Genomic DNA, 25,562 nt, shown 5'->3' on the forward strand with positions numbered 1-25,562 from the left:
CTCAGGTGACCTCCGTGCGGCTGGCGATGGTCAGCAGCAGGGCCACTACCGCCACCAGCAGCGGGAACAGGAACAGGGAAATCGCCGCACCCTCGGCCAGGTCGCCGCCCTGGATGCCGGTGAAGAAGGCCAGGCTGGCCAGCACCTGGGTGGTGTCGTAAGGTCCGCCGCGCGTCAGCACGAAGATAATGATCATGTCGGTCAGCGTGAACACGATGCCGAACAGCAGCGCCACCAGCATGATGGGCATCACCAGCGGAATATTGATGCGGAACAGGTGGCGCCAGAAACCGGCGCCGTCCATGGCGGCGGCATCGTGGATATCCTGCGGGATGCCGTGCAGGCCGGCCAGGATGATGACGGTGGCCAGCGGCAACAGGCGCCATACGTCCACCAGGATCACGGATGCCATGGCCAGGCCGGGCTGCCCCAGCCAGACCGGCCAGGTATCCGGCCCGAACAGCCCGAGCGCGCGCAGCGTCCAGTTGATCACGCTATAGACCGGATCGAATATCCACAGCCAGCCGATCGCACCCAGCGAGATCGGCGCAACCCATGGCAGCAGGATCAGCAGCCGTACCAGCCATTTGCCACGAAAATCGTGGAACAGCGCCAGCGCCAGGATCTTGGCCAGCACCACCACCAGCGCCTGCGACACCAGCGTGAACACCAGCGCATTGCCCAGCGAACGCCAGAAGGTGGCGTCCTGCACGATGCGCCGGAAGTTCTCCAGCCCGACGAAGTGCAGCGCCCGGCTGCCCACCGTGACATCGGACAAGCTGTAGTAGATCGACAGCAGGAAGGGAAAGCCGAGCAGCAGCGCGATGTAGATCAACGCCGGCGCCAGCATCACGGCGCCGAGCCAGCGCTCGCCCTCCAGCGCGCCCCAGGCCCCGGACTGCGGCCGCAGCACGGCGGGCACGCGGGCGCTCATGGCGACCCCGCCGGCGGCGCGGCGCCCAGGCTGGCGCCGCTGCGCGGGTCGAAGCGGCGCAGGTCCGCGCGCCGCACCGCGAACGGGTAGCTGGTACCGGTCTCGAGCGGGAAGCTCACCACGCAGGGAATCCGCGAGATGACCTTGGCCGGCGGCAGCGGCGGCTCCAGCAGCCCATATACCAGCCGGTCGGAACCGAGGTTCTCGATGCGGGTGACCCGGAAGGGAAATGGTTCCAGCATGTCATCACTGACATAGACCTCGCGCGGCAGGAAATGCTCCGGCCGGAAGCCGGTGACCACGGCATCGCTGCCCACCAGGTTCATCGGCGGCGAACCGATGAAGGTGGCCACGAAGATATCGGCCGGTTGCTCGTACACCTGCTGCGGCGTGCCGAGCTGGTGCATGCGGCCGTGATCCAGCACGGCTACGCGGTCGCCCAGCGCCAACGCCTCGATCTGGTCGTGCGTGACGTAGATCGTGGTGGTGGCCAGGCGGCGCTGGAGCTGCTGCAGTTCCTCGCGCGCCGAAGTGCGGAGCTTGGCGTCGAGATTGGATAGCGGCTCGTCAAGCAGGAAGGCCACCGGATCGCGCACCACCGCGCGCGCCAGCGCCACCCGCTGGCGCTCGCCGCCGGAGAGCTGGCGCGGCTTGCGCACCAGCAACTGGTCGATGCCGAACAGCCCCGCCGCCCAGCTCACCTTGCGCGCGATCTCATCGCGGGGCATGCCCCGCGCCTCCAGCGGAAAGGCGATATTGCCGGCCACGCTCAGATGCGGGTAGAGCGCGTAGCCCTGGAACACCATCGCCATATTGTGCGCGCGTGGCGGCAGCCCGGTGACCACGCGGCCGCCCACCAGGATATCCCCAGCGCTGGGCGTTTCCAGCCCGGCGATCAGGCGCAGCAAGGTGGTCTTGCCCGAGCCCGATGGGCCCAGCAGTACCAGGAACTCGCCTTCGCGCACGGCAAGGTCGACGCCGTCGACGGCGTTGGTGCCATCGAAACGCTTGGTGAGCGACCGGGTTTCCACCGTGGCCATGGCTTATCGGCCTGCGCGCATCCCGCTGCCGCCAGCCCGGCGCGGGCGCCTCACACCAACCCTTTTTCGCGCCACTTGGCGTAGATCCGCTTGCACGCGGCTTCGGCATCGCGCAGCGCATTCTCCGGCGATTCATTGCCGGTGGCGGCCTTGGCGAACATGGTGTTGAGCACCCAGGTATTGAAGATCTCGTCGGTGGCGGCGTTGGCATAGCCCGGGTAGCCATCGTTGGTGGCCTGATTCATCAGGCTGGCCAGCACCTTGTACTTGTCGTGCGGCCTGGCCTTGGGGTCTTCGGCGATCAGCTTCTGCAAGTCCGGCACCGTGCTCGGGAAGCAAGGGAAGTTGTAGAACTCGCTGCCGAGGAAGCCCTGGCGGAAGTTGTCGATATAGTCCGCCAGGAACCGCTTGGCGCCCTCGATGTTCTCGGCGAATTTCCAGATCACATAGCAATCCATCACGTGCTCCATGCCGATGCGTCGCACGGGGCCGCGCAGGGCCTGGGTGAGCCAGATGTCGGGCGTGACCGGGATGTTCTTGTTCTCGCCTTCGCGCGTGATGGAAATGGCGTTCAGGCAAAGCGAGATCTTGCCCGCCAGCATGGCGCGGTTGTTGGACGACGGATCCCACGCCAGCACTTCCGGCGTCATGGTGTCCTGGTACAGGGCCTTGACGAACTTGATCGCCTCCAGCGTGTTCTTCGAATTCAGCACGACGCTATGGCGCTCATCCTGGACCGAGCCGCCGAAGGCGAAGAGGATGGTCCGCATCGCCATCGCGGTGTCGAGTTCGGCCGACAGGCCAATGCCCACCGGTATGTTGCGCTTGCGCTTGATCTGGCGGCCGGCGCTCAGCACATCGTCCCAGCTGTCCGGCGGTGCCATGCCGATCTCGTCCCACAGGTCCTTGCGGAAATTGATCGGGTCCGGCACGAAACTGTCGGAAAAGCCGAAGTATTTCTTCGTCTTCGGGTTATACGTGCTCTTGATCGCCAGTTCCACCGGTTTGCCATGCTTGCGCTGGCATTCTTCATAGATCTCGCGGTGGTCGATGACCTGCTCCTCGTACACCGGCGCCGGCGACAGGAACATGAACAGGTCGTGGCCCTTCTGCGCGGACACCTCGGCGGCGGCCCGCGTGGCCAGCGCGGGGATGCCCACGTGATCGACGATGACCTCGGTATCGTTGCGCTCGCCCCACGCTTTCACATAGGTGTTGTCGAACCACTTGTCGTAGCCCGGCACGAAGTGGTTCCACTGCAGGATCTTCAGGGTGCGTCTGGCGGCGCGGGCCCGGCGCGGGAGCACGAAGGGCCCCAGCCCGGCGGCCAGCGCGGCCGCGGTCGCGGCCTGGAGCACGCGGCGGCGGCGCGCGTCCGGGCAGGTAAAGGTGCCGGTCGCGCCATGCCGGGGCGAATACCGGATCCGCGCAATGGGCAAGTCCGGTGAGATCGGTGCGCTTTTCAAATCGTCTTTCATGACCGCCTCCGCAAACCAGCGGATGGCCGGCATGCGCGCCGGAAATGGTGGCATGCGCAGCCTTTCTTAAGAATAGGAGTTGCCGACCATAAGGCAAAGGGCAAAGGCTTGATTTCATTGGGTTTACGCTGAACCAAGGCGTGCCCGGCATCACCGCATTGCCGGCGCTGCACGAGGCAGCGCGGCGCACCGCTCCCGCAGCGCAACACAACGCGGGCTCGCCACCAACCCGCTATTGCGCCCGCTTTCGCCGTACCATGGAGGCAGGCGCCAGCCACGCCGCCCAACCACCACGCCAGGGGCCTTTCCATGCGCGACCGCTATCTCTCCCACCTACGCGATACCCTGCATGCCATCCATGCCGATGGCTTCTACAAGGCGGAGCGCGTCATCGCCAGCCCCCAGGCAGCCGATATCCGGCTGGCGGGCGGCGAGCATGTGCTGAATTTCTGCGCCAACAACTACCTCGGCCTGGCGGACGACCACCGCCTGATCGAGGCCGCCCGGCGCGGGCTGGAGCAGGACGGTTTCGGCATGGCGTCGGTGCGCTTCATCTGCGGCACGCAGTCGGTCCACAAGACGCTGGAGGCAGTGCTTGCCAAGTTCCTGCACACTGGCGACAGCATCCTGTATTCGAGCTGCTTCGACGCCAACGGCGGGCTCTTCGAGACGCTGCTCGACGATCAGGACGCCGTCATCAGCGACGAACTGAACCATGCCAGCATCATCGACGGCGTGCGCCTGTGCAAGGCAAAGCGCTATCGTTACCGCAACAATGACATGGCGGACCTGGAGACCAGGCTGCGCGAGGCCGATGCCGCCGGCGCGCGCTTCAAGCTGATCGCCACCGACGGCGTGTTCTCCATGGACGGCATCATCGCCGACCTCAAATCCATCTGCGACCTGGCGGACCGCTACGGCGCGCTGGTGATGGTGGACGACTCGCACGCGGTCGGCTTTATCGGCGAGCACGGGCGCGGCACGCCCGAGCTGTGCGGGGTGGAGGGCCGGGTGGATATCATCACCGGCACGCTGGGCAAGGCGCTGGGCGGCGCCTCCGGCGGCTACGTGGCGGCGCACCGGGAGATCGTGGAGCTGTTGCGGCAGCGCTCGCGCCCTTACCTGTTCTCCAACTCACTGGCGCCAAGCATCTGCGCGGCCACGCTGAAGGTGCTGGACCTGCTTGCCAGCGAGGAAGGCGCCGCGCTGCGCACCCGCGTGCGCGAAAACGGCGAGCACTTCCGCCGCGAGATGACGGCGCTGGGCTTCACCCTCGTGCCGGGCCAGCATCCCATCATCCCGGTGATGCTGGGCGACGCCGCGCTGGCCTCCGGCATGGCCGACGCCTTGCTGGCCGAGCATGTGTACGTGATCGGGTTCTCGTTCCCGGTGGTGCCAAAAGGCCGGGCACGCATCCGCACGCAGATGAGCGCGGCGCACACACCGGATCAGATCGAACGCGCCGTGGCGGCATTTGCCAAGGTGGGCAGGCAGTTCGGCGCCATCGCCTGAGCCTGGATAGAGGAAGGAGCCCCCCATGAAAGCCCTCGCCAAACTGGAACGTGCGCCCGGCCTGACCATGACCGAGATGCCCGAGCCGGAAGTCGGCCATAACGACGTGATGATCCGCATCCGCCAGACCGCCATCTGCGGCACCGACATCCATATCTGGAAATGGGACGAGTGGGCGCAGAACACGATTCCGGTGCCGATGCAGGTGGGCCACGAATACGTCGGCGAGATCGTCGCCATCGGGCAGGAGGTGCGCGGGCTGGCCATCGGCGACCGCGTCTCCGGCGAGGGCCATATCACCTGCGGCTTCTGCCGCAACTGCCGCGCCGGGCGCCGCCACCTGTGCCGCAATTCGGTGGGCGTGGGCGTGCAGCGCCCCGGCGCCTTCGCCGAGTTCCTGGTGATCCCGGCCTTCAATGCCTTCCGCATCCCGGATGACATCCCGGACGAGATCGCCGCCATCTTCGACCCCTTCGGCAACGCAACGCATACCGCGCTGTCCTTCAACCTGGTGGGCGAGGATGTGCTGATCACCGGCGCCGGCCCCATCGGCATCATGGCCGCCGCCATCGCGCGCCACGTGGGTGCGCGCAATGTGGTGATCACCGACGTCAACGACTACCGCCTGGCGCTGGCGCGCAGGATGGGCGCCACGCGCGCGGTCAACGTACAGCATGAACACCTCGGGGACGTCGCCGCGCAACTGCATATGACGGAAGGCTTCGACGTGGGCATGGAGATGTCCGGCGTGCCGACCGCCTTCGCCACCATGCTCGAGCACATGAACCATGGCGGCAAGATCGCCATGCTCGGCATTCCGCCGTCGAAGATGGCGATCGACTGGAACCAGGTGATATTCAAGGGCCTGGAGATCAAGGGCATCTACGGCCGCGAGATGTTCGAGACCTGGTACAAGATGGTCGCCATGCTGCAAAGCGGACTCGACCTGACACCCATGATCACCCATCGCTTCGGCGTGGCCGACTTCGAGGCCGGCTTTGCCGCCATGCTGTCGGGCAATAGCGGCAAGGTGGTGCTGGACTGGCGCGCCTGACGCCGCCGGTCCGGCGGGAAGCTAGCGGTACACCAGCACCGGGATGGTGCTGTGCGTCAGCACCTTGTTGGTCTCGCTGCCGATCAGGATGCCTTGCAGACCGCGCCGGCCGTGCGAGGCCATGACGATCAGGTCGCAGTCCTTGTCCCGCGCGGTCTGGATGATGACCTCGTAGGGATGGTCGTGAATCCGCGAGACGGTATCGCACGACACGTCTGCCGCGTCCGCCTCGGCGGCGAGGGTGGCCAGGTATTCGCCGGCGCTCTTGGTCGCTTCGCGCGCGAAGCGCTCGCGGGTGTCTCCCAGCATTTCCACCTGGTAGGTATAGACGTGGAAATCCGGGATCACACGGAGCACGGTCACCCGCGCACGGATATCGTGGGCAAACCCCAGCGCCTTCTTGAAGGCGGCTTCGGACAGCGGCGAGCCATCGACGGGCAACAGCAGATGCTGGAACATGACTTCCTCCTTGCGCGCGAAGGAAGGAGGCAGCCGGACAGGCGCCCCCTTGAGGCTCCCCGTGCAAATCGAGCGTATCGGGATGGCCCTGATTCCAGTATAGGTTTCGGCACCGGGCCTTTTATGATCCAGGACAAGCGGCAGGCGCATCCCGGTGCGTGGCAGAGCCCATGACGATGCGATCGCGCCCGCGCCATGTTAAGCAAACGCGCCTTGCGGCGCCTGGATGCGACAACCGGGCCAGCCTGGCCGCCCGTAAAAAGCGCACGCCGGCCCTTTTCAGCCAACGTCACTAGCCGGTAAGATTCGGCACCGGTTTCCCGCGATCGCGCGAAACCGAGCGTTTACCCGAGGCTGGGCCGCCACACAATGGCGGGCCGGCCTTCACGACGGCAGCCACCCCGGCCACCGTTGCAACTGCGCCGCCTTGCAACCCGATGCGGCGCACCCGGAAAGCGAAGCTACCCCTTTGCAATCCCATTCTTCATGGAGAAGACGCTTTGACTGAACGCACCACCCCAGAGGCCGCCGGCCGCCTGTTCGGCACTGGCGAAGGCCCGTCCCACGAGCGCATCACGCTCGCCACCGACCCCGAATCCGGCCTGCAGGCCATCATCGCCATCTACAGCACCAGCCTCGGCCCCGCGTTCGGCGGCTGCCGCTACTGGACCTATCCCGCCGAAAGCGATGCCATGACCGACGCGCTGCGCCTGTCGCAAGGCATGGCCTACAAGAACGCGCTGGCCGACCTGCCCTTCGGCGGCGGCAAGGCGGTCATCCTGCGCAACGCCGCGCAAACCGACCGCGCCCAGCTCTTCCGCGCCTTTGGCCGCATGGTGGAGTCGCTGGACGGCCGCTATATCACCGCCGAAGACGTCGGCACCACGGTGGAAGACATGATCGCCGCCCGCACGCAGACCGGCTATATCAGCGGCATGCCGCGCGAAGGCACCTTTGGCGGCAATCCCTCGCCCAAGACTGCCTATGGCGTGTTCGTCGGCATCGAAGCCGCCGTACGCTACGTGCTGGACCGCACCAGCCTGCAGGGCGTCACGGTAGCCGTGCAGGGACTCGGCTCGGTTGGCTGGGACCTGTGCCGCCGGCTGCATGAAGCCGGCGCACGGCTCATCGTGGCGGACATCAACGGCGCCAAGGTCGAGCAGGCGCGCGAGCAGTTCGGCGCACAGGCGGTATCGACGACGGCCATCACCGGCGTCGCCGCCGACGTCTTCGCGCCCTGCGCGCTGGGTGCCGTGATCACCCCGGCGGTGGCCGAGCAGTGCGAGTTCAAGATCGTCGCCGGCGGCGCCAACAACCAGCTGGCCTCGCTCGAGGAAGGCGACACCCTGCAACGCCGCGGCATTTTCTATGCGCCCGACTTCCTGATCAACGCCGGCGGCATCGTCAGTTGCGCCCGCGAGTACCTTGGCGGCGCCGACGACGCCGCGGTGATGGCTGAAGTGGCGCGCATCCGCGAGCGCGTATTCGAGCTGGCGCAGCGCGTGGAGAAGACCGGCCAGGCGCCCGCGCGAGCGGCGGTCAGCTGGGCGCAGGAGAAGATTCAGCAGGGCGCGCGCTAGGGCTTGAGGTGATGCGGGTCCGCGCCGGCGGCAGGACAAGGCGCGGGCCTCTCGACGCTAGCTTCGACCTTCAATCTCCAGTTGGCAGATGCATGAATAGGCGAGCGAGTTGGCCATTTGGGGGGCGCAATCGGCAGATGGAGCGACATGGGATTTCCTCTCCTAATTTTCAATTATAATTTACAGAATTTATCTTTTAAAAAAGCTCTATTTTATTTTTATGTTTTTTGTTGGCATTATTTATGGGCCCATGGTCTAAATGTTAATTGGCGTCTGGATCTTTGGCTTGGGTGGGTTGAGACAGGTTTGCAGGGCCTAAAGGCGGAGTGGCGTCAGGCTCTTGGGCACATGGAGGTGTCACTTTTCTTTACTCGTAAAGAAAAGTAACCAAAAGAAAGCGACCCCTTGCAGGGGGGCTGGCTTATCGGGCTTGGTGACTTTGCGGATTCGTGGTGGGCGCGTCAGTCCTGCCTGACTGCTGGCGCTACCGGCGCGAACGGCATTGCCAATGCGGGCGGCACTGGTTTCAGTATAGCGCCCCTGATGGCAATGGCCCGTGGTCGCTCACGCATCTGCCGTTACCGGCGCGGATGGCCACTGCCTCCCGATCCTTGCTGGTTTCGTCGTGGGCGCGGTGGCCCCGGATTTGGGATGCTCGTCTCAAGCTGGAGCCACCGCGCCCACGACGAAACCAGTGCCGTTCGTGATCGAGTGGCCATATAAACTGGTAACGGCAGATGCCTGAATGGGCAAGGGAGATCGTCATTCAGGGGTCATACAATGAAACCACCGTCATTCGCAGCGGCAATGCCGTTTGTGCCGGTAGCGCCAGCAGTTTATTAGAACCGCCGCGCCCACCACGAATCCGCAAAGTCACCAAGCCCGACAAGCCAGCCTCCTGCAAGGATCGCTTTCTTTTGGTTACTTTTCTTTACGAGTAAAGAAAAGTGACACCTCCATGTGCCCATGAGCCCGACGCCACTCCGCCTTTAGGCCCTGAAAACCTAAATCAGGCCCCTAAAAAAACCCCCGAATTAGCAACAACAAACCACATCACTTCATTTTAAGAAAAAATTTAATCGATAGTCACGACAATCGCCACCCGCCGGTTCTCCGCGCGCCCCGCAACAGTACCGTTATCCGCCACCGGCTTACTCTTCCCCAACCCCCGCACCACGACATTTCCCGGCGGGAAGGCCGCCACGGCGAACACCTTTGCCACCGCCTCCGCGCGCCGCACCGACAGCTGCTGGTTGTACTCGGCCGAGCCGGAATCGTCCGTATGGCCATCCAGCCGGACGCGGTCGATGCCCGCGGCCTTCAGCGCGAGGCCGATCCGCTGCACGGCCAGTTGCCGCTCGCCACTGACTGCGTCCTCGTCCAGGCCGAAGAGCACTTTCTCTGACAGGTCCAGTTCCCAGCCGTTATCGGTCAACTGGAAGCCCTGCAGCTGCAGGGTTTCGACCTGCGGCGCGGTGAGCCTGCCGGTTGGCGTGCTCTGGCAGGCGCCCAGCGCAAGCGTGATGCCAACCAGGGCAGAGGCGACGCGCAGCCTTGCGGGCCCAGGCGAATTGGATCGCACGATGGATACTCCTATTTCAACTCGGGTGCGGGTGTGGATCTGGCCAGGCACGGTTCCGCGCTGTGCCAGCTCCCCCCTGACCTGCGCTTGGCCTGGTACATGGCCTCGTCCGCCGTCTGCAGCAAGCTGGCGGCGGTTTGCGCATGGAGGGGAAACACGGAAAGGCCGATGCTGAGCGAAGCGATGATGCTGCCGCCGCCAGCCAGTTGGACAGGGTCTTTCATGCGCAGCAGGATATGCTCCGCGACCGGAACGATATCGCCCGGTTTGCGCAGCGCGGTCAGCAGTACCGCGAACTCGTCGCCGCCCAGCCGTGCAACCAGGTCGCCCTCGCGCAGGCAGGAGCGGATGCGCCGGGCTATGCAGGAAAGCACTTCGTCCCCCGCGGCATGGCCGAAGTTGTCGTTGATCTCCTTGAACGCATCGCTATCCAGGAAGAGCACACCGGCATGCAGCTTCGAGGCGCCGGCAATGCGCACCGCCCGGTTCAGGGCTTCCTCGAATGCGGCGCGGTTGAGCAGGCCGGTCAGGCTATCGTGGCTGGCGCGGTGCGCCAGCGACCGGTTCTCGTGCTGGAGCTGGCTCTGCCAGGTCTCGAGTTCGTCGAGCAGGCCGTTGAAGTCCTCGCCGAGCGCGTTGAGTTCGGCAATATGGGCGGGCGGCGTGCGCTGGTCGAAGGCGCGCTCCGAGCGTACGGCATGCGCGACCCGCATCAGGTTGCGCACCGGCTCGATGATGTGGACCAGCATGCGGCGCGACATGTAGTGCGCGCTGATCGCGGTCAGCAGCAGGCAGGCCAGCAGGCCCAGCAGGCCGCTCAGCACGAAGCGCAGGAGGTTGGCGGGGTCGCCCGTCAGGCGAACGGTGCCGACCACCTGTGCTTCATGCAGGATCTCCTGCTCCACCGGGCCCAGGGCCATCAGGCCGCCGGCCGCCCATTGCAGCGCGGGGAACCTTTCGCTGGCGGGATGGTGCCATTCGGCCAGCAGCCGGTTGTCCCGGTCGTAGACGCGCGCCTGGGCCACTTCCGCCGAAGCGACCGCCACCAGCGCCTCCCTGGCTGCCGACTGGTCGCGGAACACCACCGGGGCCTCCAGGGTGAAGGCGATGGAGCGGGCCACCAGGTGCAGGTTATGGTCGGCATAGACGCGCAGCGCCGCCAGGCCAAGCGCGGTCAGGGAAATGCCGGCCGTGCATACCGCGATCAGCGCCACGCTGAAGTGGATGCGGCGCAGGGTGTGATACAGCGTCGGACGCGATACCGGTGCGCCGGACCGGGATTTCCTTGTCATGACGGTGGCCCCCGGCGGCGGCCGAGTTGCAGCACGCCAGGATGGATATGAATGCCGCTGCGGGCGACTGCGTCCAGGTTGACCCGGAACGAAACATGGCCATCGAGAACGTGGAGGCAGAACATGCTGCCGATCTCGCACTCGAAGTCCTCTTCGGTAATGACAAGGACGGGCCGCCCGATCAACTCGGTTGAAATCTTCTTGCGCCGTGCGTCGGTCATCGCACCCAGGTAGACGGAATCGCAGCCCGCGGTCGATCCGGCATCCTGCAGGTCGATACGCCTGGCTTGCACGGGACGGCCGGTCGCCAGGGTTCCACCCTCCGAAAGCCTGGCGGCGTAACGGGCGGAACCATCGACGCACAGGCGCAGCACCTCGGGCTCGGTGGGCCAGCGCGCATAGCCAAGCAGGCTGTGGACCACACGAACCACCGCATCGGAACGTTGCTGGGCAGTGTCCGCGGTAACGCCTTGCGGCAGCGTGCACAGGATGGCGGAAAAAAGGGCCAGCAGGAAACGGGGGCGGAAGCGCTTGGATCCGCGGCACAGGTTGCCTGGGGCGGTAGCCATTTGAAGAGGCAAGAGGTGGGGCCCACCAAGTTGTTCAATTTGGGAACATCGCATCACATGGAGAGCGACGCGATCCGACTTCGGCCGGCACAACACAAAGGGACTCCGCCGCAACACGCGCGGAGCCGCCCGGCAGCTTGCTGGCTCAGGTTCTATAACGGCGTTCCCGCAGGGTTATTTACCTCTAATTTTTCAGTGCGCAGCCGCGCGCTGCACCGGTGCCGGGCCCGCCGCCAGCCGCAGCATCGCCATTGGGCCAAGGCGCTCGACGGTACGCATCTGCGCTGCATCCCGCACGAAGAACGATCCCGCGAAAGCCAGCGTATTGACCGAGATGCCTTCCACGCTTTCGGCCAGCCTCGGCGCCAGCAGCATGCCAAGCGGCGTGACCAGCAGGTTGTACGGCGCCGAGTGATGCGGCTCTCCATCCACATCGATGGCGCGCACGCCGACCGCCGCCAGCAGCGCACGGTAGCGCTCGAGCAACGTGCGGGCCAACGCCTGGGGCGGCTCTGCCGACAGTGCCGCGGACAGGGGCAGCGGCGCGAACGCATGCGCGAACGCCAGGCCCGGCACGGTGCCGGCCAGGCCGTCGATGCGCGCCGAGGCCAGCAGCGGTGCGATGGGCAGCGGCGGGCCGTCACCGGCCAGCGGCAGCGGCACCAACTGCAGGTGCTTGTGGCGCTGGCTGGCGCCGGCGGCCGCGCCACCGTTGTAGAAGCCCAGGCTGTCGAACCCCGCCATGCAGGCCAGCAATGCCGCGAAATCCGCCAGGTCAAGCAGTGCATCCTGGGATTCGAAACGGCGGGTGACGATCAGGAGATGATGGTCGATGACGTTGAACTTGTTCAGCAGCGCAACGTGGGTGTCCGACAGGTCGGCGACGAACAGGTCCGGATCGTAAGGCAGGAACGGGTTGACGCCGCCGCCCCCGGCGCTGGCGTTGTCGGCCCGCCGGGCCTGGTCCTTGTGCGCGAGACTGGAAACCTGGCGGACCAGGAAGCGCACGCCGCCATCCTCGATGGTCGCCTGGATGGTCTCGATCGGACGCAGCGCCCCGCAACGCAGAGCGTGCCCGGTCTGGCGCAGGATGCCCGGCCACAGGGTGCCTGGCTGGAAAGATCGAGAGGGCATGGTGTGTCCGGAAGACAGGACCTGGCAAGTTTGCCTTCGGCTTCGGCTTTGGCTTTGCTTGAAGTCAGCCGCGCCATGATCCAGCATACTGCGATTGTCTGGCGCGCCTGCATGCCGTCGCGATCCCCACGCCGGCCGGAAGCAGCACAAGCGCAGAAAACGGCACTCTTTGCCTGCGATGCCAGGCCATCGGCATCCGGTCAACCCACGGAAGCACTGAGAACGCGTAGAACACCGGAAACGCCGATGAGCGATATCGAAAAGCAGCAATCACAGCAATCGCCGGAGAAGCGCCGGTCCCTGCCTGCCCGCCTCTACCTGCTGGGCGCCTTCATCCTGGCCGCCGGCTGGATCGCGGGCGCGCTGATCTATATGACCGCCGCGGCAGGCGATGGCGGCGACCTGGCCTATGGCGCCGGGTACGACAGGCAATACGAGTTTGAACTGGAACGCATCGGCGGCAAGGCCGCGGTGCTGGCGGCCGAGTTCTCGCAGTGGTTCAGCGATCTATGGCATGGCAGGCAGCTGGCATTCACCGTGGCGATCCTGTGCACGGCGGTGGCTTTCCTGTGCTTCCTGGTGGCGCGTGAAATGTCCCTGCTCGCGCGCCACGAGCAGGCCGGGAACCACGAGGGCTGATGCGCCGCGGCGTGCCGGCCCTCAGCCCGGCGCGCCGCGCGACACCAGTTCGATATAGCGCCGGATCGACGCGGCCTTCTCGTACTTGCGGGACATCAGCGACAGATACGAAGTCACCACCAGGCCGGCGACATCCCGGTAGACCAGGCTGGGCAGGCTGATATGGCCGGCCACGGTGTTCGGGACGATGGCGATGCCTTCGCCCAGCGAGACCAGGGTCAGCACGGCCACCAGCCCGCCGGGCTGCGGCCCGAGCCGGGGCACGAAGCCGCCCTGCTCCGCGGTGGACAGCGTGCCCGACACCTGCTCGGGAAGAATGAAGGTTTCCGCCCTGAGATGCGAGGGCTGGATCTCGGGCAGGCCGCACAGCCATGAATCGCCGTGCAGCGCGACGATAAAGCCCTCCGGCGCCAGCGGCAGCGCCTCCACGCCCTCGGGCAGGCTCATCGGCGAACGGATATAGGCGATGTCGACGTGGCCGTCCCTGACCTGCTCCGGCAGGCTGCCCATGGGCTCCTCGCGCACCAGCAGCTGCACGTCGGGGCAGGCCGCACGGAATGCCGCGACCTGGCGCTGGAGCACGCCCGAGTACGCCGCCGAAGCGACATAGCCCACATGGACCTTGCCGGTCTCGCCGCGGGCCTCGCGCTGCGCGCGCAATTGCGCGGCTTCGAACTGCGCGACCACCGCTTGCGCCTCCTCCAGCAGCACCTCGCCGGCCGGCGTCAGCGCGACCGAGCGCTGGTTGCGCTCCAGCAGGCGAATGCCGAGGCCCGCCTCCATCTCCTGGATCTGGCGGGTGAGCGTGGGCGTGGAAATGCCCAGCCGGGCCGCCGCACGGGTGAAATGCAGATCCTGGGCTACCGCGATGAAGTAGCGGAAATGGCGCAGTTCCATCGGTTTGTCGTCCTGTCCTTTCGATTCTTCGATTTTGTTAGCTAAAAGGCAACAAAATAGCATAGCCTGCGCAACAAGCCAGCGCCCCGCCAGCCTTATCCTACGCCGCATCGAGCAACAGGAAGTCGTCACATGCGGTACAAGATGTACACACGCCAGGGGCCCGCCGGCTCCTGCGCATCAAGCTTTATTTCAGTTCAGGCAATATCGTCGGGACAGCCCCGGCGCGGCGCGCAGCGGGGGCAGCCATGAGCGGCATGAACTCACGCGCAGCCCTGCTCACCGCGTCGGGCGCGTGCGCCCTGATCGTCCTCGACACCAATATCGTGGCCGTCACCCTGCCCCGCATCGCCAGCGACCTGCATGCCACCTTCTCCGATATCGAATGGGTGGTGAGCGCCTATATGCTGACCTTTGCCGGCGGCCTGCTGCCCGCCGGCAGCCTGGCCGACAAATTCGGCCGCAAACGGATGCTGCTGGCCGGCCTGGCCATCTTCATGCTGGCCTCGCTGGGTTGCGGCCTCGCCGGCACGAGCCTGCAGCTGAACCTGGCGCGCGCGGCGAAGGGCGTGGGCGCGGCCATGCTGCTGACCTCGGCCCTGGCCACCATCGCGCATGCCTTTCACGATGAACGGGAACGCGCCCGTGCGTGGGCCTTCTGGGGAGCCTGCATGGGCATGGCCATGCTGGTCGCGCCGGGCCTGGGCGGCGTGATCAGCCAGACCCTGGGCTGGCGGTGGGTATTCCTGCTGAACCTGCCGGTCGGCGCGCTGCTTGGCGCCATGGTGCTGCGGCATATCCGGGAGTCGCGGGACGCGGGCGCGGCGCGCATCGATGCGTGGGGCGGCCTGTGCTTTTGCGGCAGCCTGTTCCTGATGATCTGGGCCTTGATCGAGGCAAACCGCATCGGCTGGAGCGATACCCGCACGCTGATGCGCCTGGCCGGCGGCATGATGCTGTTCGCGCTGTTCATCGGCGCCGAGCGCGTGCAGCGCCGCCCCATGGTCGATCTCGCCCTGTTTCGCAATCCGCGCCTGATCGGCGCCCTGCTGGGCATGGCGGCCTATGCCGGCTGCGCCCAGGTGATGATGACGCTGATCCCGCTCTACCTGCAGACCGGCCTCGGCTTCTCGGCCATCGCCTCCGGGGCCGCCATGCTGCCATTTGCGCTGACCATGCTGGTCTTTCCCCGCATCGGCGTGCGCATGTCGGACCGGCTGGATCCCCCCTCCATGCTGGTGCTGGGACTGGTGCTGGTCGGGCTGGGCAACCTGCTGAGCGCGTGGGCGGCCGCCACCATGGCCTACCTCCCCTTCGCGCTGGCCATTGCCGTCACCGGCAGCGGCGCGGGCCTGCTCAATGGCGACACGCAAAAGAACATCATGGCCTGCATCCCGCGCGAACGGTCAGGCATGGCCTCGGGCATCAGCACCACCACGCGCTTCAGCGCGATCGTGCTGTCGTTCGGGCTGCTCGGGGGGCTGCTCGCCTACCGCACCCAGGCGTTGTTCGACGCGGCGCTGCGCGAGCATGCCGGCGTATCCGGCGGCATATCCGATGCAGTGTCCGCCACGGTTTCCGGACTCGCGCCCGGGATGGCCAGCCGCATCGTCCCCCGCGTGGTCGCCGGCGACCTGTCCGGCGCGCTGGCCGGCCTGGCCGCGCCCCTGCGCGGCGCGCTGGAGCCGCTTGCGCGCAACGCCTTCGCGGGCGGCTTCATCTGGATCCTGTGCGTGGCCGCGGCGGTGGCGCTGCTGAGCGCCGTCTTCGTCCACCTGCTGATGAGAGACGCGCCGGCGCGGCAGCCAGTGGGAACGGATGCGCCGTTAGCCCGCTGACGCCGCTTGCCCTTGAGCGCCGCCAGGTTTCATTGTCGATGCATCGCCCGCCGCAACGCCGCCTGTGCCAGCAGCCGCGTGGAATCCAGCGTAGGCAGCGGCGAGTTCGCGTCGTTGACGATCAGGGGAATCTCGGTGCAGCCGAGCACGACGGCGTCGCAGCTCTGCGCCTTCATCCGTCCGATCACCTGCTGAAAACAAGCGAGCGCCTGCGCCGTGGCGATGCCGCCGACCAGTTCGTCCATGATGATGCGATTGATTTCATCGCGCCCCGCGTGGTCCGGCCGCACATAGCGGAGCCCGCGCGCGGCGAGTTTCTCCGGGTAGACCTCGCTGTCGACAAGCCAGCGCGTGCCGGTCAGCCCGAGGCAGGTGAAACCGCGCTCCACCGCGCTAGCGGCAACTACCTCGGCAATATGCAGCCACGGCAGCGGCGAACGCGGCACCACATACGGTAACGCCTGGTGGATGGTGTTGTCGGGGCAGATCAGGAAGTCCGCGCCCATGCCGGCAAGCTTGCCGGCGGAGGTGAGCATCAACTCCCCTACACCCTGCCAGTCGCCGCGGTCCAGGCATTCGACGTATCCGGCAAGCGACGGCGTGTGCATCGATATCTCGGGATGCGCGTGCGGCCCGAGCAGGCGGGCGCCTTCCATGCAGATGGTGCGATAGCAAAGCGCCGCGCCTTCCGCGGAGCAGGCAACGATGCCGATGTGCTGGGTCATGACGGACGGCTCCATGCAATATACCGAAGACGGCTGCCGTGCGCAGCAGCGTCGGGTAGCCGCCGCCGCACGCCGGAAGGAAGGAGAAAAGCTGGCGCTGGCTCAGCCGGCAACGCGCGGCTTGACGCGCCCCGCCGCATCCTTGGCACGCACGCGGGCGGTTTCCACGTCGGCGTCGTACGCCAGCGCCACGCCCATGCGGCGCTTGGCAAAGCTCTCGGGCTTGCCGAACAGGCGCAGTTCGGTCTGCGGTACGCGCAGCGCCTGGTCCACGCCATCGAACACCACGCCCTCGGCATCGACCCCGCCGTAGATCACGGCGCTGGCACCCGGGCTCTTGAGCGCTGTGCTGACCGGCAGGCCGAGAATGGCGCGGGCATGCAGCTCGAACTCGTTCTGCCACTGGGTGATCATGGTCACCATGCCGGTGTCGTGAGGACGAGGGCTGACTTCGCTGAACCAGACCTGCTCGCCCTTGACGAACAGTTCGACCCCGAAAAGGCCCTGGCCACCGAGGTTGGTGGTGACGGCCTGCGCGATCTCCTGGGCGGTCCGCAGCGCGGCCGGATGCATGGGGTGCGGCTGCCAGCTTTCCACGTAGTCGCCGCTGACCTGCACGTGGCCGATCGGCTCGCAGAACTGCGTTTCCACCTGTCCGCCGGCATCGAGCGCACGCACGGTCAGCAACGTGATTTCATAGTCGAAGTCGATAAAGCCTTCCACGATCACCCGCCCGTGGCTGACGCGGCCGCCGGCCATGGCATGGTCCCACGCCGCCTTCACGCCTTCGGGCCCGTCGATCTTGCTCTGGCCCTTGCCGGAGCTGCTCATCACCGGCTTGACCACGCACGGGTAGCCAATACCGCCGTCGATGGCAGCCTGCAGCTCATCCAGCGAATCGCAGAACTTGTAGGGGCTGGTCGGCACGCCCAGCGTCTCCGCTGCCAGGCGGCGGATGCCTTCGCGATCCATCGTCAGGCGCGCGGCGCGCGCGGTGGGGATGACGCGCACCACGCCGCCGGCTTCCAGCACTTCCAGCATGGGCGTGGCGATAGCCTCGATCTCCGGCACCACCAGGTCCGGCTGCTCGGCTTCGATCAGCGCCTTGAGCTGCTCCGGATCGCTCATGGCGATGGTGCGGGCATGGTGGGCAACCTGCTGGCCGGGGGCGTTTTCGTAGCGGTCCACCGCAATCGTTTCAACGCCGAGCCGCTGCAGCGCGATCAGGACTTCCTTGCCGAGTTCGCCGGAGCCCAGCAGCATGACTTTGGTCGCGGAAGGCGAAAGAGGGGTGCCGATAGTGGTCATGTGAAATCAGGGCCTGAAAATCAAGTGAAAACAGGGATTGTACGTGGACGGGAAGGGAGCGCCCAGGCAGCACGGGACGCGGGCCCGGGACGCCTGGGCGCTGCTGCCGGCGGCAACGCGCCGGGCAGCCTCAGCGCAGCAGCTTGCGGATGCCCTGCTGCCAGGATGGCTCGCCGCAGCCGGATGGGTTTTCGGGCCCGAGCAGCGTCACGTAGCCTCTGCCCTTCATGCAGGCTTCGTAGGCCCGCACCTTGGCGCACCGGCCGGCGCCGGCCTTTTGCGACATGGCCTTGCATTGCGCGATCGAGCGGTCCATCGGCCCGAAGTCGAGGGCGTCGGGATTCGATGCCGACACGGTATCGGCGCCGCCGGCCGAGAACTCGAGCGGCCCGGTGCACCCGGCCAGGAGTACCGCGGCCGCGAACAGGACATGCTTACCGGCCATACCTGCCAATCACACTCTGCGCGCCGAGTGCATGTCCCTTTAGCGCCGCCATCAGCGCCTCCCTGGTCAGCCCCGGCGGCAGCGCGGAGGGTGCGATATCCGTTGCGACCACGGTCAGGGTGTAGTGATGAGGTACATCGCCAACCGGTGGACAGGGACCGTGATAGGCCATTCCGCCCCTGACATTCTTGCCGAGGGTAACGCCGTGGCCATCGGTCTGGCCCTCGCCCTGCCTGAGCTGCCCGCGCTCGGCGGCGATGTTGTATGCAACCCAGTGCGAAACGCCCAGTCCCATCGCGCCATCGGGATCCGACAGCAGCACGGCCACCGATCTGGTGCCGGCGGGAAGATTCGTCCACGACACCTGCGGCGACACGCCCTTGCCCCCGCAATCGGAAGCATCGTTGCCATGCAGTACCGGAATCGAAGCGCCATCGGCAAAGGATGCTGACGACACCTGCATACCCGCCGCCTGCGCGGCGCCGAGGCATGCGCAGAGCAATACGCCGGCAAGCGGTGCGCCGATTGTTCCGGTGATTTTCATTATTACTATCCTCCGCCAGGGAAATGAGTGGAATGTATGCGGGCCCCACGAGCGAATGTGCGCGTATACCCTCTGGCATTCCCGATTGCCAGCGCGGGGATTCCGGATTTACCATGGGCTTGATCGTGCCCAAGGCATTTACTGCGTACGAAAGATGTCATTAGATATAGCGTTAAGAATATAACGACTAAAGGAGACATCCATGCAAGATTATCAAAGCCTTGTCTTCGTGTGCGCTATTGTGTTGATCGGCCTTTATGTCTTGCTTGGTACACTTGCCGAATCCCGCGCGATCAAATTCGGCGCCCCCGCCATCGTGACGGTACTGATGGTGGCGTTCTCCGTCTCGCCGTGGCACGTGGTGGGATAAACCGCGGCCAGACGCGCTGCGGGCAGCAGCAGGCGCGGTACTGCCGCGACACGTAAGATCGGCGCGCAAGCAGCGCGCGCCGCCATGCAAAGCACCACACATCCGGCACCCGTTGCCATCGCGCCCCGCCTTGCGCGGCCGCCGGTGCTGCACTGCGGCAGGCATACGATCGGTACGCCCGACAGGAAGCCATGATGCGCCAACCCGCCATGCATTGCATTCTCGCCGCCATTGCCGGCCTGCTGGTTTTGCCCGGCGTGGCGCTTGCGCAGGCGGCCCAGGCTATTACCGCCGGCCCCGTGAACCTGCGAGCCGGGCCGGCACCGGATTACCCGGTGGTGGCGCAGTTATCCGCTGGTGTGCCCCTTGCGGTAATGGGTTGCATCAGCCAATACACCTGGTGCGATGTTGCACTGCCCAATCTGCGCGGCTGGGTTTACGCCGGGCGGCTCAGCTACCCTTACCAAGGCGGCTATGTCCCGCTCCTGAACTATGGCACCGTGATCGGCCTGCCGATCATTACGTTCTCCATCGGCTCTTATTGGGATAACTATTACCGTGGCCGGCCCTGGTATCGCGACCAGGCACGCTGGGCGCACCATCCGCCATACAGGCCGGGCCCGGGATATCCGTCCGGTCATATGCGTCCACCCGGACCACCGCACGGGAGTGGCGGCCGCCCGCCCGGCTGGCAGCAGGGCCATGGTGGTAACGGCGGTGAACGTGGTGGCGGTGAACGTGGTGGCGGTGGACACGGCGGTAGCCATGGCGGTGGTCACGGTGGTGGTGGTCACGGTGGTGGTGGTCACGGTGGTGGTGGTCACGGTGGTGGTGGTCACGGCGGTGGTCACGGCGACCGGCAATAGCGCGCGCGGCGACGTGTCCCGGGGCACGCAGTGGCAAACGGGTTCAGCCAGGCTGAGAAATCCGGCCATTGCCGGTTCCGCCGGCCTGCCTCAGAATTTTGCCAGACACCGTCCAGGCAGAAGGACGCCCGCCATTCACACAAGAGATCCAGGAGACCACCATGCGCGACTACGCCGATGCCATCGCCGGCTTTTACTATGAGACAGCGATCGCGGAGCGCTTGAGCGGCAAGCTCGATGCGATCAACGCCTGCGTCGAATGCTGCGACCGCCACGCGCTGCCCGGGCGCATCGCGCTGTTCTGGGAGGGCCGCGACGGCACCAGCGAGACCTACACCTTCGCGCAGCTGCAAAAGCTTTCGGCCCAGTTCGCCAGCTTCCTGAAATCGCAGGGCATCGGGCCGGGCGACCGGGTGGCGGGCCTGCTGCCGCGCACACCGGAGTTGCTGGCCACCATCCTGGGCACCTGGCGCGCCGGCGCGGTGTACCAGCCGCTGTTTACCGCCTTCGGGCCCAAGGCCATCGAACACCGGCTGCAGGCGTCGGGCGCACGCCTGGTGGTCACCGATGGCGCCAACCGGAGCAAGCTGGACGATGTGGCAGACTGCCCGGATGTGCTGACCGTTGGAGGCGCCAAGGGCCGTGGCATCCGGCGCGGCGACTTCAGTTTCTGGGCGGAGCTGGATCGCCAGGCCAGCGCGTTCGAACCGGTCATGCGCAAGGGCGACGACCCCTTCCTGATGATGTTCACGTCCGGCACCACCGGCCCGGCCAAGCCCTTGTTCGTGCCGCTCAAGGCCGTCGCCGCGTTCGCGGGCTATATGCGCGATGCGGTCGACCTGCGCCCGGAGGATGCTTTCTGGAACCTGGCCGATCCGGGCTGGGCCTATGGCTTGTACTACGCCGTGACCGGGCCGCTGGCACTGGGCCATCCCACCACGTTCTATGACGGCCCGTTCAGCATCGAGAGCACCTGCCGCGTCATCAACAAGTACGGCATCACCAACCTGGCCGGCTCGCCCACCGCTTACCGGCTTCTGATCGCAGCCGGGAAAGACGTGGCGGGCCCCCTGCGCGGCAAGCTGCGCGCGGTCAGCAGCGCCGGCGAGCCGCTCAACCCGGAAGTGATCCGCTGGTTCGCCGATCAGCTCGATGTCACCATCCACGATCACTACGGCCAGACCGAAACGGGCATGGTGCTGTGCAACCATCACGCGCTGCGCCATCCGGTGCACGTCGGCGCGGCCGGCTTTGCCAGCCCGGGCCATCGCGTGGTGGTGGTGGACGACGAAGCCCGCGAACTGCCGGCCGGCCAGCCGGGCACGCTCGCGCTGGACCTGGAGCAATCGCCCATGTGCTGGTTCCCCGGCTATCACGGTACGACGACCAGGGCCTTCGTCGGCAAGTACTACCTGACCGGCGATACCGCCGAGCTGAACCCGGACGGCAGCATCAGCTTCATCGGCCGCGCCGACGACGTGATCACCACCTCGGGCTATCGCGTCGGGCCGTTCGACGTGGAAAGCGCACTGATCGAGCATCCTGCCGTGATCGAGACCGCGGTCATCGGCAAGCCCGATCCGGAACGCACCGAAGTGATCAAGGCCTTCGTGGTGCTCGCCCCGCAATACCAGGCAAGCCCCGAACTGGCCGAAGCGCTGCGATTGCATGTGCGCAATCGCCTGGCGGCGCACGCCTATCCGCGCGAGATCGAATTCGTGGCCGAACTGCCGAAGACCCCCAGCGGCAAGGTCCAGCGTTTCATCCTGCGCAACCAGGAGGTGGCGAAACTGCGCGAGGCAGGGGTGCCGGCGTAGCCGGGCCGGCCGGCGGCCTGACCGCGCGGTATGGCATCCCAGTGGCGCTGCAAGGCAGCGCTTTTTTTTGTCCCTCCTCTTCGCCCTGCCGTCTCCTCCCCTAGGGTTCAAGGTGTGACCGGAATCCGCTGGAGATCGCGGCAACCGTGCTGCACCTCTCGTCTCTTGTCGGTCGAATCCAGGTTTATCGCTGGCACCGGGATCATCGTCGACGGCGGCATGAGCCATCTGTGGATCCGAGGCTTGTCGCGCTGGCCGCTGTGCTGCATGCAGCACCCCCTCTCATGAGGGAATCGAAATGTATGCCTTGCTGCACAGCAACAGCATGGATTTACTTTTTGTCCGGGTTTGTCCCTAGGGGCTATCCAAATAAGGCCCCATAGAATCATCCCTTGAATGGTGCACTGCGCAATTGCAGGCACCGTTCCCCTTTCGAACCAGACAATCGACCCGAATCACGGCGACGCCACATTTCGTGCATGCCGGCATATGGACGGGCGATTCACAGGAGAACACGCATGTTCGCTTTTTCGTCCGACCAGTTTGCCGAAGCTCAGAAGGCCCACGTCGCCAACCTGTTCGCGCTGACGAATACGGCCTTCGACGGTTTCCAGAAACTGGCCGAACTGAACCTGCAGGCGGCCAGATCGGCGCTTGCCGAAAGCCAGGACAGCATCCAGGCCGCCTTGTCCGGGAATGGCTTGCAGGACGCGATTTCCGTGCCGGGCAAGCTCGCACAGCCGGCTGCGGAGAAAGCACTGGCCTATGCCCGCCAAGTCTACGAGATCGCCTCGAACACGCAGGCCGAGCTCTCCAAGACGGTGGAAGCGCAGTACGAACAGCACAACCGCAGCGTGCAGAACTTCGTCGATACCTTCGTGAAGAATGCGCCGGCAGGATCGGAAGCACTGACCGCCCTGCTGCAATCGACGGTGGCTGCCGCCAACAATACCTATGACTCGGTGCAGAAGGCCACCAGGCAGGCTGCCGAAACCGTCAAGTCCAACCTCGAGGCCTCGGCCGCGGTAGCCAATGGCGCGGTTCAGCAGAACGCCCGCCGCGCAGGCACTGCCGCCAAGCAGTAAGAGAGCGACGTAGAAAAAAGAAAGGGCGGCAGAAATCAAAAGCGCCTCTGCGCAGCGCGGCCCCCCCGCGCTGCGCAGGAAAACCGCGTAGCGCGTGCGCCGCTACGACACCAGGCAGCCTTAGCGCAGATGCCCGCCGAACAGCCCGAGCAGGCCGATCACGATCAGGTAGAGCGCGACGATGTAGTTCAGCAGCCGGGGCATGACCAGGATCAGGATGCCCGCGATCAACGAGATCAGCGGGCTGACGTTCGAGATGGCCACCATGATGGCTCCTTCCTCAACGCAGAGCCGAGCGCCAGGCTGGGCGCAACGGCATGGCAACGCGGCGCGGCTCGCCGGAATCGGGCGTGATCGAGGTGCGCCCCCATCCCTGCTGGCGAAGCCGCCCGCAACAGGCGTGGCGGCCTCGACAAGCCTGTCGCTTGCGCTTACTTGCCTTTCCCCTTCAGCAGGTTCTTCGCCTCTTCGATGTTCTGCTCCGCGCGCTTGGTGATCACCGCCAGCGCCTCGGCTTGCGACTTCTGCGCCATCTCCGCCAGTTCGCGCATATTGTTGAATGCCTGCTGCAAGCCCTGCTGCACGAACTCGCCCTGCTTGGCCATGGCCTCGGCCGGATTGCCGCCCGCGCTCATCTGCGTGGCCGCGGCCTGGATTTCCTGCATGGTCTTGCTGAGGATTTCCGTCTGCTTCTGCACCAGCGCCTGCATGCCCTCGTAGGCGACCTTGTTGGCCTCCGCGATGGCTTCGATATCCTTGCGCCGGGCTTCGATCACGGAGCTCATATCGACGCCGGGAAGCTTGTACTGCTCGAGCAGCTTGCTGAAATCGGTGAACGGATTTGCCGGATTGGCCATGATGCATCTCCTCGCTGGGGGTAGTGAGTCAGGAAACTGAGTCAGGAAACAAGTCCGCGCCAGGCCCGCCCGGGTGGCGTTGTTCGATCGCTGACGCGGTAGCCTAAGTGTAGCGCGTGCCGCACGGCGCAAGGAAAGGAAAGCGGCACCGGCGCCGCGCGAGCGTCCGGGAATGCACTCAGACCTGCCCGGCCTGCTGCGCGGCCTCTTCGAATTCCGCGAACGCCTCTTTCAAAACTCTGAACTGGCCCGGCCAGGGGCCCGCCGATACACTCGCCCGCACACTCGATTTCAATTCAGTCTTGCGGAGAACTCATGCTTCATCAGGCCCTGGCCGGCATCAAGGTGCTGGATTTGTCCCGGATACTGGCCGGCCCCTGGTGCACGCAGAATCTCGCCGACCTCGGCGCTGCCGTCACCAAGGTGGAACGCCCCGGGTTCGGCGACGATACGCGTGGCTGGGGACCGCCCTATCTGCAAGCGGCCGGCAACGAAGACAGCATCGAAGGCGAAGGCACGGACCGCTTGTCCGCTTACTTCATCTGCTGCAACCGCGGCAAGCAGTCCGTCGCCATCGACTACACCACGCCCGAGGGCGCCGCGCAAATCCGGCAACTCGCGCTGGAAGCGGACGTGCTGGTGGAGAACTACAAGGTCGGCACGCTGCGCCGCTACGGGCTCGACTACGAAACGCTCAAGGCGCTCAACCCGCGCCTCGTCTACCTGTCGATCACCGGCTTCGGCCAGAGCGGCCCGATGGCCGGCAAGCCCGGCTATGACTACGTGTTCCAGGGCATGGGCGGGCTGATGAGCTACACGGGGCATCCCGATGGCGAGCCGGGCGCCGGCCCGCTGCGCACCGGGGTGGCCGTGGTGGACCTGACCACAGGCATGTACGCCACCTCGGCGGTACTGGCCGCCTTGCTGCGGCGGCATGCCACCGGGCAGGGCGAGTACCTGGACATCGCCCTGCTCGACGTTGCCGTGGCGCTCAACGCCAACCAGGCGGCCAACTACCTGGTGTCAGGCAAGGCGCCCCAACGCAGCGGCAATGCCCATCCCAACTGCGCCCCATACGAAGTGTTCCGCTGCGCGGACGGCTACCTGATCCTGGCCATCGGCAACGATGCGCAGTTCGCCCGCTTTTGCGAAGTGGCCGGGCTTGGCGCGCTGGCGGCCGACCCACGCTATGCCAGCAATTCCGGACGCATTGCCAATCTTCCGGCGCTGCGCGGGATACTGGCCGATCTCTTCCCCACCCGCGACCGGCAGAGCTGGACGCAGGCCTTCGATGCGGCCGGCGTGCCGTGGGGGCCGATCCATTCCATGGAAGACGTGTTCGCGCATCCGCAGGTCAAGCACCGCCAGCTGGTGCAGGAGGCAGAGCACCCGGTGCTTGGGCGCGTGCCGATGATCCGCAATCCCATGCTGGCCGGCGGCGCGATGCCGCCCGCGCCGCCCCCCCTGCTCGACGAGCATGGCGAATACAACAGACGCATGCAGGGCATGCGCACGGACACCTGAAGGCGGTCGGCCT

26 protein-coding genes are annotated in these 25,562 nt (G+C 66.0%); 11 read left to right on the top strand and 15 right to left on the bottom strand.

Annotated features, from left to right (window positions below; all coding sequences use genetic code 11):
* Nucleotide 1 precedes the first annotated feature (1 nt).
* The 3 genes from AC3FOF_RS13875 to AC3FOF_RS13885 are packed head-to-tail and all read right to left on the bottom strand — an operon-like array spanning nucleotide 2 to nucleotide 3,452.
* Nucleotides 2-934, bottom strand: a complete 933-nt coding sequence (locus AC3FOF_RS13875) for a carbohydrate ABC transporter permease (RefSeq protein WP_276263784.1) — start codon at nucleotides 932-934, stop codon at nucleotides 2-4.
* On the bottom strand, nucleotides 931-1,974 hold the full coding sequence (locus AC3FOF_RS13880) for an ABC transporter ATP-binding protein (protein WP_276263785.1): 1,044 nt from the start codon (nucleotides 1,972-1,974) through the stop codon (nucleotides 931-933). Before AC3FOF_RS13880 ends, AC3FOF_RS13875 begins: the two co-directional genes overlap by 4 nt.
* Before the next feature lie 50 nt (nucleotides 1,975-2,024).
* The gene (locus AC3FOF_RS13885; RefSeq protein WP_276263786.1) at nucleotides 2,025-3,452 is read right to left on the bottom strand and encodes an ABC transporter substrate-binding protein; all 1,428 of its coding nucleotides are present in this window, start codon (nucleotides 3,450-3,452) and stop codon (nucleotides 2,025-2,027) included.
* 309 nt (nucleotides 3,453-3,761) lie between these two features.
* On the opposite strand from AC3FOF_RS13885, the gene AC3FOF_RS13890 reads away from it, so the two are divergent.
* The gene (locus tag AC3FOF_RS13890) at nucleotides 3,762-4,964 is read left to right on the top strand and encodes a glycine C-acetyltransferase (RefSeq protein WP_488726913.1); all 1,203 of its coding nucleotides are present in this window, start codon (nucleotides 3,762-3,764) and stop codon (nucleotides 4,962-4,964) included.
* A gap of 25 nt (nucleotides 4,965-4,989) precedes the next feature.
* Nucleotides 4,990-6,018 (top strand): L-threonine 3-dehydrogenase, encoded by a 1,029-nt coding sequence (gene tdh / locus AC3FOF_RS13895; protein WP_017224971.1) that lies wholly within the window; start codon nucleotides 4,990-4,992, stop codon nucleotides 6,016-6,018.
* A 21-nt stretch (nucleotides 6,019-6,039) separates the two neighbouring features.
* Here the strand turns inward: tdh and AC3FOF_RS13900 are convergent, their stop codons facing one another.
* Nucleotides 6,040-6,477, bottom strand: a complete 438-nt coding sequence (locus AC3FOF_RS13900) for a universal stress protein (protein WP_017224970.1) — start codon at nucleotides 6,475-6,477, stop codon at nucleotides 6,040-6,042.
* Nucleotides 6,478-6,914: 437 nt separating this feature from the next.
* Here AC3FOF_RS13900 and AC3FOF_RS13905 point away from each other — a divergent pair, with 437 nt between their 5' ends.
* Both AC3FOF_RS13905 and AC3FOF_RS13910 read left to right on the top strand, forming a co-directional pair.
* Nucleotides 6,915-8,057, top strand: coding sequence for a Leu/Phe/Val dehydrogenase (locus AC3FOF_RS13905; RefSeq protein WP_488726914.1), 1,143 nt, complete (start codon nucleotides 6,915-6,917; stop codon nucleotides 8,055-8,057).
* Nucleotides 8,058-8,794: 737 nt separating this feature from the next.
* Entirely contained in the window at nucleotides 8,795-8,998 is a 204-nt protein-coding gene (locus AC3FOF_RS13910; RefSeq protein WP_488726915.1) for a hypothetical protein, read from the top strand.
* A 134-nt stretch (nucleotides 8,999-9,132) separates the two neighbouring features.
* On the opposite strand, the gene yfiB is transcribed toward AC3FOF_RS13910, so the two are convergent.
* The 4 genes from yfiB to AC3FOF_RS13930 form a co-directional block, all read right to left on the bottom strand.
* A complete protein-coding gene (gene yfiB / locus AC3FOF_RS13915; RefSeq protein WP_488726916.1) occupies nucleotides 9,133-9,639 on the bottom strand; it encodes an outer membrane lipoprotein YfiB in 507 nt (168 codons plus the stop codon).
* A gap of 11 nt (nucleotides 9,640-9,650) precedes the next feature.
* Nucleotides 9,651-10,931, bottom strand: a complete 1,281-nt coding sequence (gene dgcN / locus AC3FOF_RS13920) for a diguanylate cyclase DgcN/YfiN (protein ID WP_017227356.1) — start codon at nucleotides 10,929-10,931, stop codon at nucleotides 9,651-9,653.
* Nucleotides 10,928-11,500, bottom strand: a complete 573-nt coding sequence (yfiR, locus tag AC3FOF_RS13925; protein WP_017227355.1) for a regulatory sequestration protein YfiR — start codon at nucleotides 11,498-11,500, stop codon at nucleotides 10,928-10,930. The genes dgcN and yfiR overlap by 4 nt, the downstream gene beginning before the upstream one ends.
* A 192-nt stretch (nucleotides 11,501-11,692) precedes the next feature.
* A complete protein-coding gene (locus tag AC3FOF_RS13930; protein WP_488726917.1) occupies nucleotides 11,693-12,634 on the bottom strand; it encodes an ATP adenylyltransferase family protein in 942 nt (313 codons plus the stop codon).
* A gap of 246 nt (nucleotides 12,635-12,880) precedes the next feature.
* On the opposite strand from AC3FOF_RS13930, the gene AC3FOF_RS13935 reads away from it, so the two are divergent.
* Nucleotides 12,881-13,273 (top strand): hypothetical protein, encoded by a 393-nt coding sequence (locus tag AC3FOF_RS13935; protein WP_488726918.1) that lies wholly within the window; start codon nucleotides 12,881-12,883, stop codon nucleotides 13,271-13,273.
* Between the two features lie 21 nt (nucleotides 13,274-13,294).
* On the opposite strand, the gene AC3FOF_RS13940 is transcribed toward AC3FOF_RS13935, so the two are convergent.
* Entirely contained in the window at nucleotides 13,295-14,170 is an 876-nt protein-coding gene (locus AC3FOF_RS13940) for a LysR family transcriptional regulator (protein WP_488726919.1), read from the bottom strand.
* A gap of 257 nt (nucleotides 14,171-14,427) precedes the next feature.
* Here AC3FOF_RS13940 and AC3FOF_RS13945 point away from each other — a divergent pair, with 257 nt between their 5' ends.
* Nucleotides 14,428-16,008 (top strand): MFS transporter, encoded by a 1,581-nt coding sequence (locus AC3FOF_RS13945; RefSeq protein ID WP_488726920.1) that lies wholly within the window; start codon nucleotides 14,428-14,430, stop codon nucleotides 16,006-16,008.
* 29 nt (nucleotides 16,009-16,037) lie between these two features.
* On the opposite strand, the gene AC3FOF_RS13950 is transcribed toward AC3FOF_RS13945, so the two are convergent.
* The 4 genes from AC3FOF_RS13950 to AC3FOF_RS13965 all read right to left on the bottom strand — a co-directional run bounded on the left by AC3FOF_RS13950 (nucleotide 16,038) and on the right by AC3FOF_RS13965 (nucleotide 19,030).
* Nucleotides 16,038-16,733, bottom strand: a complete 696-nt coding sequence (locus AC3FOF_RS13950) for an aspartate/glutamate racemase family protein (protein WP_488726921.1) — start codon at nucleotides 16,731-16,733, stop codon at nucleotides 16,038-16,040.
* 102 nt (nucleotides 16,734-16,835) lie between these two features.
* Nucleotides 16,836-18,041 carry a formate-dependent phosphoribosylglycinamide formyltransferase gene (gene purT, locus AC3FOF_RS13955; protein WP_488726922.1) on the bottom strand — a complete coding sequence of 402 codons (1,206 nt, stop codon included), beginning with the start codon at nucleotides 18,039-18,041 and terminating at the stop codon, nucleotides 16,836-16,838.
* Between the two features lie 130 nt (nucleotides 18,042-18,171).
* The gene (locus AC3FOF_RS13960) at nucleotides 18,172-18,486 is read right to left on the bottom strand and encodes a hypothetical protein (protein ID WP_017225543.1); all 315 of its coding nucleotides are present in this window, start codon (nucleotides 18,484-18,486) and stop codon (nucleotides 18,172-18,174) included.
* The gene (locus AC3FOF_RS13965; protein WP_017225544.1) at nucleotides 18,476-19,030 is read right to left on the bottom strand and encodes a YbhB/YbcL family Raf kinase inhibitor-like protein; all 555 of its coding nucleotides are present in this window, start codon (nucleotides 19,028-19,030) and stop codon (nucleotides 18,476-18,478) included. Before AC3FOF_RS13965 ends, AC3FOF_RS13960 begins: the two co-directional genes overlap by 11 nt.
* Before the next feature lie 202 nt (nucleotides 19,031-19,232).
* Here AC3FOF_RS13965 and AC3FOF_RS13970 point away from each other — a divergent pair, with 202 nt between their 5' ends.
* From AC3FOF_RS13970 to phaP, 4 genes are all read left to right on the top strand, one after another.
* Nucleotides 19,233-19,400, top strand: coding sequence for a hypothetical protein (locus AC3FOF_RS13970; protein WP_017225545.1), 168 nt, complete (start codon nucleotides 19,233-19,235; stop codon nucleotides 19,398-19,400).
* A gap of 191 nt (nucleotides 19,401-19,591) precedes the next feature.
* Nucleotides 19,592-20,266, top strand: coding sequence for an SH3 domain-containing protein (locus AC3FOF_RS13975; RefSeq protein WP_488726923.1), 675 nt, complete (start codon nucleotides 19,592-19,594; stop codon nucleotides 20,264-20,266).
* 161 nt (nucleotides 20,267-20,427) lie between these two features.
* Nucleotides 20,428-22,083: an AMP-binding protein gene (locus AC3FOF_RS13980; RefSeq protein WP_488726924.1), complete on the top strand. Its 1,656-nt coding sequence runs from the start codon at nucleotides 20,428-20,430 to the stop codon at nucleotides 22,081-22,083.
* A gap of 518 nt (nucleotides 22,084-22,601) precedes the next feature.
* On the top strand, nucleotides 22,602-23,168 hold the full coding sequence (gene phaP / locus AC3FOF_RS13985) for a TIGR01841 family phasin (RefSeq protein ID WP_017225548.1): 567 nt from the start codon (nucleotides 22,602-22,604) through the stop codon (nucleotides 23,166-23,168).
* Nucleotides 23,169-23,288: 120 nt separating this feature from the next.
* On the opposite strand, the gene AC3FOF_RS13990 is transcribed toward phaP, so the two are convergent.
* Nucleotides 23,289-23,435: a DUF3096 domain-containing protein gene (locus AC3FOF_RS13990; RefSeq protein WP_017225549.1), complete on the bottom strand. Its 147-nt coding sequence runs from the start codon at nucleotides 23,433-23,435 to the stop codon at nucleotides 23,289-23,291.
* Between the two features lie 164 nt (nucleotides 23,436-23,599).
* The gene (locus AC3FOF_RS13995) at nucleotides 23,600-24,025 is read right to left on the bottom strand and encodes a phasin family protein (protein ID WP_017225550.1); all 426 of its coding nucleotides are present in this window, start codon (nucleotides 24,023-24,025) and stop codon (nucleotides 23,600-23,602) included.
* Nucleotides 24,026-24,340: 315 nt separating this feature from the next.
* Between AC3FOF_RS13995 and AC3FOF_RS14000 the strand changes: the two genes are divergently transcribed.
* Nucleotides 24,341-25,549, top strand: coding sequence for a CaiB/BaiF CoA transferase family protein (locus AC3FOF_RS14000; RefSeq protein WP_488726925.1), 1,209 nt, complete (start codon nucleotides 24,341-24,343; stop codon nucleotides 25,547-25,549).
* Nucleotides 25,550-25,562: the final 13 nt, after the last annotated feature.

Source organism: Cupriavidus sp. 96C5-1, from assembly GCF_057798855.1.

Excerpts from the sequence above, each read along its gene's own strand:
- AC3FOF_RS13960 (WP_017225543.1), bottom strand. The coding sequence starts at position 18,486 with ATGGCCGGTAAGCATGTCCTGTTCGCGGCCGCGGTACTCCTGGCCGGG.
- AC3FOF_RS13885 (WP_276263786.1), bottom strand. The coding sequence starts at position 3,452 with ATGAAAGACGATTTGAAAAGCGCACCGATCTCACCGGACTTGCCCATT.
- AC3FOF_RS13945 (WP_488726920.1), top strand. The coding sequence starts at position 14,428 with ATGAACTCACGCGCAGCCCTGCTCACCGCGTCGGGCGCGTGCGCCCTG.
- AC3FOF_RS13905 (WP_488726914.1), top strand. The coding sequence starts at position 6,915 with ATGCGGCGCACCCGGAAAGCGAAGCTACCCCTTTGCAATCCCATTCTT.
- AC3FOF_RS13900 (WP_017224970.1), bottom strand. The coding sequence starts at position 6,477 with ATGTTCCAGCATCTGCTGTTGCCCGTCGATGGCTCGCCGCTGTCCGAA.
- AC3FOF_RS13970 (WP_017225545.1), top strand. The coding sequence starts at position 19,233 with ATGCAAGATTATCAAAGCCTTGTCTTCGTGTGCGCTATTGTGTTGATC.
- AC3FOF_RS13875 (WP_276263784.1), bottom strand. The coding sequence starts at position 934 with ATGAGCGCCCGCGTGCCCGCCGTGCTGCGGCCGCAGTCCGGGGCCTGG.
- AC3FOF_RS13995 (WP_017225550.1), bottom strand. The coding sequence starts at position 24,025 with ATGGCCAATCCGGCAAATCCGTTCACCGATTTCAGCAAGCTGCTCGAG.
- tdh (WP_017224971.1), top strand. The coding sequence starts at position 4,990 with ATGAAAGCCCTCGCCAAACTGGAACGTGCGCCCGGCCTGACCATGACC.
- AC3FOF_RS13980 (WP_488726924.1), top strand. The coding sequence starts at position 20,428 with ATGCGCGACTACGCCGATGCCATCGCCGGCTTTTACTATGAGACAGCG.
- dgcN (WP_017227356.1), bottom strand. The coding sequence starts at position 10,931 with ATGACAAGGAAATCCCGGTCCGGCGCACCGGTATCGCGTCCGACGCTG.
- AC3FOF_RS13880 (WP_276263785.1), bottom strand. The coding sequence starts at position 1,974 with ATGGCCACGGTGGAAACCCGGTCGCTCACCAAGCGTTTCGATGGCACC.
- purT (WP_488726922.1), bottom strand. The coding sequence starts at position 18,041 with ATGACCACTATCGGCACCCCTCTTTCGCCTTCCGCGACCAAAGTCATG.
- yfiR (WP_017227355.1), bottom strand. The coding sequence starts at position 11,500 with ATGGCTACCGCCCCAGGCAACCTGTGCCGCGGATCCAAGCGCTTCCGC.
- AC3FOF_RS13965 (WP_017225544.1), bottom strand. The coding sequence starts at position 19,030 with ATGAAAATCACCGGAACAATCGGCGCACCGCTTGCCGGCGTATTGCTC.
- phaP (WP_017225548.1), top strand. The coding sequence starts at position 22,602 with ATGTTCGCTTTTTCGTCCGACCAGTTTGCCGAAGCTCAGAAGGCCCAC.
- AC3FOF_RS13940 (WP_488726919.1), bottom strand. The coding sequence starts at position 14,170 with ATGGAACTGCGCCATTTCCGCTACTTCATCGCGGTAGCCCAGGATCTG.
- AC3FOF_RS13910 (WP_488726915.1), top strand. The coding sequence starts at position 8,795 with ATGCCTGAATGGGCAAGGGAGATCGTCATTCAGGGGTCATACAATGAA.
- AC3FOF_RS14000 (WP_488726925.1), top strand. The coding sequence starts at position 24,341 with ATGCTTCATCAGGCCCTGGCCGGCATCAAGGTGCTGGATTTGTCCCGG.
- AC3FOF_RS13990 (WP_017225549.1), bottom strand. The coding sequence starts at position 23,435 with ATGGTGGCCATCTCGAACGTCAGCCCGCTGATCTCGTTGATCGCGGGC.
- AC3FOF_RS13975 (WP_488726923.1), top strand. The coding sequence starts at position 19,592 with ATGATGCGCCAACCCGCCATGCATTGCATTCTCGCCGCCATTGCCGGC.
- AC3FOF_RS13930 (WP_488726917.1), bottom strand. The coding sequence starts at position 12,634 with ATGCCCTCTCGATCTTTCCAGCCAGGCACCCTGTGGCCGGGCATCCTG.
- AC3FOF_RS13935 (WP_488726918.1), top strand. The coding sequence starts at position 12,881 with ATGAGCGATATCGAAAAGCAGCAATCACAGCAATCGCCGGAGAAGCGC.
- AC3FOF_RS13950 (WP_488726921.1), bottom strand. The coding sequence starts at position 16,733 with ATGACCCAGCACATCGGCATCGTTGCCTGCTCCGCGGAAGGCGCGGCG.
- AC3FOF_RS13890 (WP_488726913.1), top strand. The coding sequence starts at position 3,762 with ATGCGCGACCGCTATCTCTCCCACCTACGCGATACCCTGCATGCCATC.